This is a genomic window from Bacillus horti (assembly GCF_030813115.1).
Taxonomy (GTDB): Bacteria; Bacillota; Bacilli; order Caldalkalibacillales; family JCM-10596; genus Bacillus_CH; species Bacillus_CH horti.
The window spans coordinates 61069-69788 of record NZ_JAUSTY010000023.1 but is presented as its reverse complement, the minus strand read 5'-3'; the positions used below and the strand labels follow the sequence as shown (position 1 = coordinate 69788).

General features: G+C 39.6%; 6 protein-coding genes and 7 tRNA genes. 1 reads left to right on the top strand and 12 read right to left on the bottom strand.

Annotated features, from left to right (window positions below; all coding sequences use genetic code 11):
• Nucleotides 1–187 precede the first annotated feature (187 nt).
• The 10 genes from J2S11_RS19810 to J2S11_RS19765 form a co-directional block, all read right to left on the bottom strand.
• A tRNA-Ile gene (locus J2S11_RS19810) sits at nt 188–264 on the bottom strand.
• Nucleotides 265–270: 6 nt separating this feature from the next.
• A tRNA-Gly gene (locus tag J2S11_RS19805) sits at nt 271–344 on the bottom strand.
• Between the two features lie 162 nt (nt 345–506).
• Nucleotides 507–591, bottom strand: a tRNA-Leu gene (locus J2S11_RS19800).
• A gap of 123 nt (nt 592–714) precedes the next feature.
• A tRNA-Lys gene (locus J2S11_RS19795) sits at nt 715–790 on the bottom strand.
• Nucleotides 791–797: 7 nt separating this feature from the next.
• Nucleotides 798–872 (bottom strand) — tRNA-Gln (locus J2S11_RS19790).
• Nucleotides 873–882: 10 nt separating this feature from the next.
• Nucleotides 883–958, bottom strand: a tRNA-His gene (locus tag J2S11_RS19785).
• A gap of 8 nt (nt 959–966) precedes the next feature.
• Nucleotides 967–1051, bottom strand: a tRNA-Tyr gene (locus tag J2S11_RS19780).
• Nucleotides 1052–1258: 207 nt separating this feature from the next.
• A complete protein-coding gene (locus tag J2S11_RS19775; protein ID WP_307397563.1) occupies nt 1259–2722 on the bottom strand; it encodes a spore germination protein in 1464 nt (487 codons plus the stop codon).
• A 193-nt stretch (nt 2723–2915) separates the two neighbouring features.
• Nucleotides 2916–4739: a peptidoglycan D,D-transpeptidase FtsI family protein gene (locus tag J2S11_RS19770; RefSeq protein WP_307397561.1), complete on the bottom strand. Its 1824-nt coding sequence runs from the start codon at nt 4737–4739 to the stop codon at nt 2916–2918.
• Nucleotides 4740–4882: 143 nt separating this feature from the next.
• Nucleotides 4883–6142: an MFS transporter gene (locus J2S11_RS19765; RefSeq protein WP_307397559.1), complete on the bottom strand. Its 1260-nt coding sequence runs from the start codon at nt 6140–6142 to the stop codon at nt 4883–4885.
• Nucleotides 6143–6362: 220 nt separating this feature from the next.
• Between J2S11_RS19765 and J2S11_RS19760 the strand changes: the two genes are divergently transcribed.
• Nucleotides 6363–7136, top strand: a complete 774-nt coding sequence (locus J2S11_RS19760; RefSeq protein WP_370875576.1) for an ABC transporter ATP-binding protein — start codon at nt 6363–6365, stop codon at nt 7134–7136.
• Between the two features lie 136 nt (nt 7137–7272).
• Here the strand turns inward: J2S11_RS19760 and J2S11_RS19755 are convergent, their stop codons facing one another.
• Both J2S11_RS19755 and J2S11_RS19750 read right to left on the bottom strand, forming a co-directional pair.
• Nucleotides 7273–7884: a superoxide dismutase gene (locus J2S11_RS19755; protein ID WP_307397555.1), complete on the bottom strand. Its 612-nt coding sequence runs from the start codon at nt 7882–7884 to the stop codon at nt 7273–7275.
• Between the two features lie 83 nt (nt 7885–7967).
• Nucleotides 7968–8639 (bottom strand): NfeD family protein, encoded by a 672-nt coding sequence (locus J2S11_RS19750; RefSeq protein WP_307397552.1) that lies wholly within the window; start codon nt 8637–8639, stop codon nt 7968–7970.
• Nucleotides 8640–8720 lie beyond the last annotated feature (81 nt).

Below are 8720 nucleotides of genomic sequence, written 5' to 3'. Positions count from 1 at the left end.
ATCACAGGACGTGATGCTTTTAGTCGACGATTCATTTTTTTGCTTCACCCTTTGATGGGCTTGGCTTATTCAACATGTGTTTCATGTCATTTAGTGTGCTGCTGTCTCAGCAGCGACAATAACCATCTTACCATGAATCACAATGCCTAGTCAACAACTTTTTTTCAAGAAAGTTGTTTCCATAATATGGTGGGCCTAAATGGACTCGAACCATCGACCTCACGCTTATCAGGCGTGCGCTCTAACCAGCTGAGCTATAGGCCCATAAAATGGAGCGGGTGATGGGAATCGAACCCACGCTACCAGCTTGGAAGGCTGGAGTTCTACCATTGAACTACACCCGCAAATCTTTTTCTATAGAATTATAAGTTACAACGACTTACACTCGCTAGGAGTTAAATTCTAAGTAGTATCGTTAGATAATAATGGTGCACCTAACCGCTTCGCTAGGTACAACGATCTACGCTTGCTATGAAGTAAATCAACGTAGTATCGCTAAATAATAATGGTGCGGGTGAAGGGAGTCGAACCCCCACGCCGTAAGGCGCTAGATCCTAAGTCTAGTGCGTCTGCCAATTCCGCCACACCCGCATGTTATTGTCGTGAGCCATGAAGGACTCCGACGCGTCAGCTAGTCTCGTTTCCTTACTATCCCTTATTCAAATCAATACGAGGGAACCTATAAGGAGAGTCCTGCTTACGCTACTTTGTAAATGGTGAGCCATGAAGGACTCGAACCTTCGACCCTCTGATTAAAAGTCAGATGCTCTACCAACTGAGCTAATGGCTCAAAATAATGGCTGGGCTACTTGGATTCGAACCAAGGAATGACGGAGTCAAAGTCCGTTGCCTTACCGCTTGGCTATAGCCCATCACATTCTATGGGGCGACCGATGGGAATCGAACCCACGAATGTCGGAACCACAATCCGATGCGTTAACCACTTCGCCACGATCGCCATAAAAATGGTGGAGGGGGACGGATTCGAACCGCCGAACCCTTAGGGAACAGATTTACAGTCTGCCGCGTTTAGCCACTTCGCTACCCCTCCAAAATGAATTCAAAAATGAATGTTAAAAGCTAAAAAACATCTGACAGTCACATTTACATATGTTATCAAAAATCACCTGTTGTGTCAATAACATTTTTTATATAACTGACTGCTTTTTATACCGCAAATCTTTTATGCGACAAAAAATAATTTAACACGGTTCCGAGGAAAAATCAAGACAAATTTAGCTCTTTTTTTATTGTGCATTCATTTTGTTTCATCTTGAGGGTGCAGGACATCAGGTCTCCTTCTTTTTAGAGGAATAGGAGCACGTACCAGAACATCATATAAGGCACTAAAATTAAAAGGGACTAAAGGCCACATATACGGTGTGGACAGAGCTTTAGTTGCAGTTAAGTAAATAAACCATAGTACAATTCCTAATACGAATCCCCACACTCCAAAAAGAGCCGCACAAAGGAGAAAGAAAACCCGTGATATACGATTCGCCAGACTAAGCTCATAGCTTGGTGTAGCAAAAGTACTTGTAGCAGCAATAGCAATATATAGAATAACTTCCTTTGAAAAAACACCTACATCCACAGCAACCTCTCCAATAAGAATGGCAGCCACTAAGCCTAAAGCTGTAGCTAAAGCATTTGGAGTATGGATGGCCGCCATACGCAAAATTTCTATCCCTACTTCTGCGATAAGGAATTGCCAAAGTAATGAAAAGCTGCCTATTTCCTCAGGTCCAATAAAGCTCCACCGCTCAGAAAGCAAGTAACTGTTTGTAGAAACTAAATACCAGGCTGGTAATAGAAACAAAGAGGATATAACTGCAACAAACCTTACCCAGCGCAAAATAGCACCAACAAGAGGCTTTTGTCTATATTCTTCTGCGTGCTGCAAATGATGCCAGAACGTAGTTGGACAAATCATAATGCTTGGGGAGCCATCTATAATCAACAGAACATGCCCCTCCATCAAATGAATAGCTGCTGTATCCGGTCTTTCAGTGTATCGGACTAGAGGATACGGATTTAAATGGCGCCCAAAAACAAACTCTTCAACCGTTTTTTCACCCATCGCCAGTCCATCCACTACAATTTTACTTAATTTATCTTTTATTTTCTTTACTAGCTGTGGGTCAGCGATACTATCCATATAGGCGACCACAATGTCTGTTTTTGAACGCTGACCAACCTGCATATATTCCATACAAAGAGAACGATCTCGAATTCTACGACGGATTAAGGCCGTGTTAAACACCAATGTTTCCACAAAGCCATCACGTGGACCTCGTACCACTCTTTCAATATCCGGCTCCTCAGGTGATCGGGCTGGATACTCACGTACATCTAACAAAATAGCTTGGTCAGTGCCCTCAACAATAAAAGCAGCTTGCCCAGCTAAAACCTGACCAATTACTTCTTCTAAATCTGATGTTGTCTCAACTTCAATATATGGGATAACGGTACGAACTAAAAACTCTATTGGATTGTTACTGAGATCCTGCTCCTCAAGGTCTGCTAAATCTTGCATCACTCTTTGTGTAATAATATCCTTAGCAAAACCATCAACAAAAAACATGGCAAATTTACGACCGCCATACTCTAGCTTGTGATGAATGATATCAAAGCTTTTATCCACACGAAGTGCTTTTTGTAGATAGGTAATATTTTCATCAAAATGCGTTGAAAGTGGCACTTGAGTTTCAGCTTTTTTCATAACCAGCCCTCCTGTTTCCTACTTAGTATGGTAAGAGAGAGCTTTTTCATACACCTGAATCCGCACGACTTTACGTTAACCACAAGAAACAATATAGTCTGTTTTAATACTAAAACCCCTTAATAGTGACCCATGACTTTTTAGACATAAGTTCAATACTATTAAGGGGCATTTAACCTCATTCAGTTACAAACTACTCTTCCTCGTCATTCTCATCTTCGTTATTCGTTGCATCAGCTTCATCTTCTGAATCATCTGTATCCTCATCATTCAATCCAAAGAACTCTTCTAAAATCTCCCTTGTAATGACCTGAGCAAAGGAAATCTGTCCCTGAGACTGCGTAACCTGCGATTTAGGAACAACAGCTGCAAAAGCGATCTGAGGATCGTCTGCTGGTGCATATCCAACTAAAGTTACGTGGTTATTACCGAAGCTTCCATCTGCCTCAACAGTCTGTGCTGTACCTGTTTTAGCTGCAACTTTTATAGGAAATGATCCGAAAATGCTAGCTCCAGTTCCGTCCCCTTCAGTCACTAATTCCATACCACGTTGAACCAATCTAATATGCTCTTCACTCATCTCGATACGATTCAGGATATTTGGCTTACGCTCCATGATGATTTGTCCCAAACCGTCTTCTTCGTTAGATACATCACGACGAATCTCTTTGACTAAATACGGTTGAAGTCGATTTCCTCCATTAGCAATCGTAGATACATATTGGGCAAGTTGTAATGGTGTATAGTTATGGTATTGACCAATCATAAAGTCAGCTAGTAACCCTAGTAATGTAGAATCACTTTTATATCCATCGTATTCTTCTGGAAGGTCAATCCCTGTCTTTACACCAAGTCCAAACTGTGAAAAGTAGTAAAAAGCGCGATCAAACGCCTCTTGACGTGTGCTTAATCTACTATTTAACGCTAAGCCAATTTCAAACATATAGATGTTGGACGATCTTTGCAGAGCTCTTAATGCATCAACGCTTCCTAGGTTTCTCCAAGAGCGTTTTGTTAAATTTCCTATTTGGATAGGAACATCATTAATTCTAGTTTGAGGAGTCACGATTCCTTCATGTAATCCCATAAGCGTTGTAGCCATCTTTATTACAGAGCCCGGTGCATAGGACGTTCTACCTGCTCCAATCGTCCGGACGTCATTGGTCATCCCTAATATCTCACCGGTATTTGGGTCCATAGCAACAAAGTATGCTTCTGTTACAAGCTCGTTCTCTTCAATTGTTCGTGCAACAACCTCTTCAATTTTCTGCTGTAGCTTTAAATCAATGGTTAAAACAAGATCATTCCCACGCTGTCCCTGTGTAGTAATTGGATCATCTATCGGTCGTAATTGGCTATCCACCGCAACCTCAATCGTTCCCTCTGTACCTCTAAGCTGCTCCTCATATTGAAGCTCAAGATAACTAGTCCCTACCCATTCATTCATTCTGTAGCCATTCGCTAAATAAGTTTGGAGTTGGTCAGCTTGAATAGGTCCTACTTTTCCTAAGAAATTACTGAATAATCGGTCATAATTATATTGCCTTTTGGGATCAATGATAATATCAACGCCAGGGAGGCTTTCAGCACTTTCTTCAACCATTGAAATTTGTTCAAAGGTTAAATCCTGCTTAATTCTAGTCGGAGAAAATGGCGAGCTAGCTCTACTCATTTCATGTAAAACATCTTCCGGGTCCATATCAATAATTCCACCCAAATGTTCGGCTATTCTTTTACGTTCCTCTTCAGTCTGCGAATGACTTTCTGTATAAGTAACTGTAAAGACAGGTACATTTTGAACCAAAACCTCACCATTCCGATCCATCATCCAGCCCCTTGGTGATTCAACAGATACCTTTCGCACGTTCTGTCTTTCAGACTTCTCTCTTAGCTCTTCCCCTTGTACAATTTGAAGAAATCCAAGTCTAAATATCAATGCGGCAAACAACATAAACGTCAATAAAAATAAGATATTTAGACGAAATGACAGGAATTTTGATTTGTTTTTCTTAGCCACACACCTTCCCCCTTTCCTGATGTTATTACGTTTGTGCAACGATCTATGTAAACATTTTTGATTACAGCCACGTTTTTAACACGTAAATAACCTTCCCCATTATTTTATATGAGGTAAAAGTGAAATGCCAAGTATTTTGCGTTTTATTTGTGAAAAACTCCTCGAGCAAATAAATAAATGAACAGCTGTGTATTCCCGATAAACAAAATATAGTAAGGGAGTGCTTTTTCCACATCAAATAACAAGACAACAGCAATAAAGATTAAAATGCTTAGCAGCCTCCCTGCGTTTAAGAACAGCTCTTTGCCGACCACATATTCTATTCGCCATTCTGCTGCATTTTTTGCCTGACCAATGACATCGTAGCTCATTGATACAAAAGGAACAAGCATCAACGGGTAGGCGATTGATATTGTAATCCCATAAACCAACAGCTTGGAGTACGTTACATCAAAAGCAATGAACCAAATCGCACAGCTCAGAATAATAGCACCAATTAAAATGAAAACCTTCCTGCGATGTGTTTTTATAAATCGGCCGGCTATAAAATAAAAAATAAAAGCGATAGCTGACGTCACTAAGCTATACGTACCTAAAGCCATTTCAGTTCCAGCAGCAATAAATATCCAAATCGTAATTAGAAAAACAAAAGAACCTTCACGCAAGCCAAGTGCCACATTTGCAAGAAGTACCCTTTTCCAGGATGAGGATATCTTCCTCCAAGTTAAAACCTTAAATAACTCGTAGCTCCCTTCTGCTTTCCGTCTGTTTAGAAAAAAACTCATGATTACAGCTAAAACAAACAAACCAAGAGAAATTGAGAAAATAAGAGTGTATCCCTTAAAGCCCTTCATCGTTGTAATAATCCATCCAGCTAAAAAAGGACCAATCATACCAGCCAAAGAACCAAGTAAGCCAAAAAATCCATTAAAAATATCTCGAGTTTCTGGCTCCGTAATCTCAAAGGTTAAAACATTAAATGCGAGCCAATAAAAACCAAAACCAATCCCCTGCACAGCCCCTAGCAAGAGCACAAACTTTGTTGCCCCTGTTCCAAGCAACAAAACAACCAAATAAAAAACAGACAAAAAAAAGACACCTAGTCTTAATACAATTACCCGATCAATTTTTTTAGCCCATTTTCCTGCTAAAGCAAACACAATGGGGTGAGCAATTACGGTGGAAAGATTGTATAGAGCAATGGTCAGATAGTCGCTCTTTTGTTTCCATATATATAAATTAACAAACGTATTGGAAAGAGCGCTACTAAGAGCATAAAGTCCACCTATAATCAGCAAAAGCGTGAGATCCTTATGTAGCTCAACATCCCCTAAAAATAGTCGACTGATTTTATACAGCTTATGTTTATGTAGTTTGTTTTCATGGAGTTTGTCGTACATCATGAGTCTCCCCCTGATAGAAAGTCCTTGTTATTCTCCCTTTTTACCTTAACAATTATTCCTCCAATCATTTGAATCTGCTACGATTGATACATAAAACAGCGTTTAATTTCTAGGCTTACGCTTAAAAACATGCTTCAATATCTACCCAAGATATGAGAAAATAGAAGAATTAAAAAGGAATTGAAAGAATATAATAAATCTTTAGAGGGTTGTGGTCAGCATGATTCATTTAGATAATGTCACTCTAGTAAGGAACGGTAAGAAGATATTAAATGAACTGAATTGGAGAGTGAGAGCTGGAGAGCATTGGGCTGTATTAGGGTTAAATGGTGCTGGTAAAACAGCGTTATTAAATTTGATCAATGGCTATGTTTATCCAAGTGCAGGGTCTGTGAAAGTTCTTGGTCACACATTCGGTACATATCCTATAGCTGAAATTAGGAAACGTATCGGCTGGGTCAGTTCTTCACTCCAAGAAAGATTACACAAAGAGGATTCTGTTGAAGAGGTTGTGGTCAGTGGTAAATTTGCTTCAATTGGGCTTTATGATCGGATTACAGAGGAGGATATAGAAAAAGCAACACAGCTAATTTGTCAACTGGGCTGTGAGCATCTTTTAAATAGAAGCTATCGTCATCTTTCACAGGGTGAAAAGCAGCGAATTCTGATTGCCAGAGGGTTGATGGCTTCACCAAGTCTACTAATACTGGACGAGCCTTGTACAGGTTTAGATTTTTTAGCCCGTGAACAACTCCTTACCTCAATTGAAAGGATAAGCGAATCAGATCAAGCCCCTACCATCCTATATGTCACCCATCATATTGAAGAGATTTTGCCAATTTTCACAAAAACACTCCTTCTACGTGAGGGTGAAATTATATCAGCTTCGAATACGGAGGACGTATTAAATTCTACTTCTTTATCTGATTTCTTTGGAGTTGCTATTGAGATGGAGATAGCTAGAGGTAGGTCTTGGATGTATCTTAAAAGCTAAGCCAAGAATTGAAATAGCTATGAAAGATATGCATGTAAGCAAAAACAAAAAATCGTCTACATAACCTACTAAAGGTTTGAAGACGATTCTTTATCCTGTCTAATTAAATTAGACTATATAGCACGAGTAGCTACAATTAGCGAGCTGCTGCGTAGCGTTTGTTAACTTCATCCCAGTTGATTACATTAAAGAAAGCAGCTAAGTAATCAGGACGTTTGTTTTGGTACTTCAAGTAGTAAGCATGCTCCCAAACATCTGCTCCAAGAATAGGAGTTTTTCCTTCTGATAATGGGCTATCTTGATTTGGAGTGCTTGTGATTTCAAGCTCACCATTGTTAACTACTAACCAAGCCCAACCACTACCAAAACGAGTTAATCCTGCTTTAGTAAACTCTTCCTTGAAGTTATCGTAGCTACCAAATTTCTTGGTAATTGCTTCTCCAACTTCTCCAGTTGGCTCTCCGCCACCGTTTGGACTAAGGATTTCCCAGAAAAGAGTATGGTTAGCGTGCCCGCCACCATTATTACGCACGGCTCCGCGAATCGCTTCAGGAACAGCATCTAAATTTGTAATTAGATCTTCGATAGATTTTCCTTGCAAATCAGCATGTCCTTCTAGTGCTGCATTTAGATTGTTTACATAAGTTGCATGGTGACGGTCATGATGAATCTCCATTGTAAGAGCATCAAAATGAGGTTCTAAAACGTCATTTGCATAAGGTAGTGCTGGTAATTCGTGTTTAGCCATGTTAATTTCCTCCTTAATATGTAGTGCTATATTCTTATTATACCTAACTGTACCTTTTTTTCAACCTTTCTAAACATAAAAGTTTAAAAAGATATGTCTTCCTCTTCTTCACTCTCAATCGGCTCGACTAAAATCCTTGTTCCAGATACCTCTCTTACAACTAATTTAGCGCCTTTTTTAATCCAACGTCCCTCAGAAACCCCACTATAAATCACTTCGTCAATTTTAATCGTTCCTGTGGGTCTAAAATCTGTAGCAGCTACTCCCTCTTTGCCTACCAAGCTTCGATAGCTTTCATTAAGGGAATTATACCCACTTTCACTTGAAAGGGTATCCTTTAGCATGAGTTTAGACCACATGTCTCTTCGAGGGAAAAATTTAGGGAACAGCAATGCACAAACAGCCCCAATAATAAAGGCAGCTACAACAAAGACTCCATAAATAATTGTAGGTGAAGGTAAAGCTAGGGAAACAACCATTAATAGCAGTCCTACTCCTCCAACAGTCCCATCCCCAATAAAGTTTCCATCAAGAATAAGTAGTACCATACCTATTAAAAAGGTAATACCCATCCACATGGCTACGCCTTCTTGAATATGTGCTGAGAAATAAAGAACCATGGCTGCTAAACCGATAAACCCAAATACATATCTTCCTTTAACTAAAACCTCTCCAAAAAGAAATAATGCACCAATAAACACAACAATAAATCCACCCGCAGGGGTAAAAATAAAGTCATACCAAGAGTTGGTCATATACGTCCCTCCCAACAAAGAATAAATGATTCCATCATATACTAATACAGTACGTAAAAACTTTTCATGAGTTTCATGAGA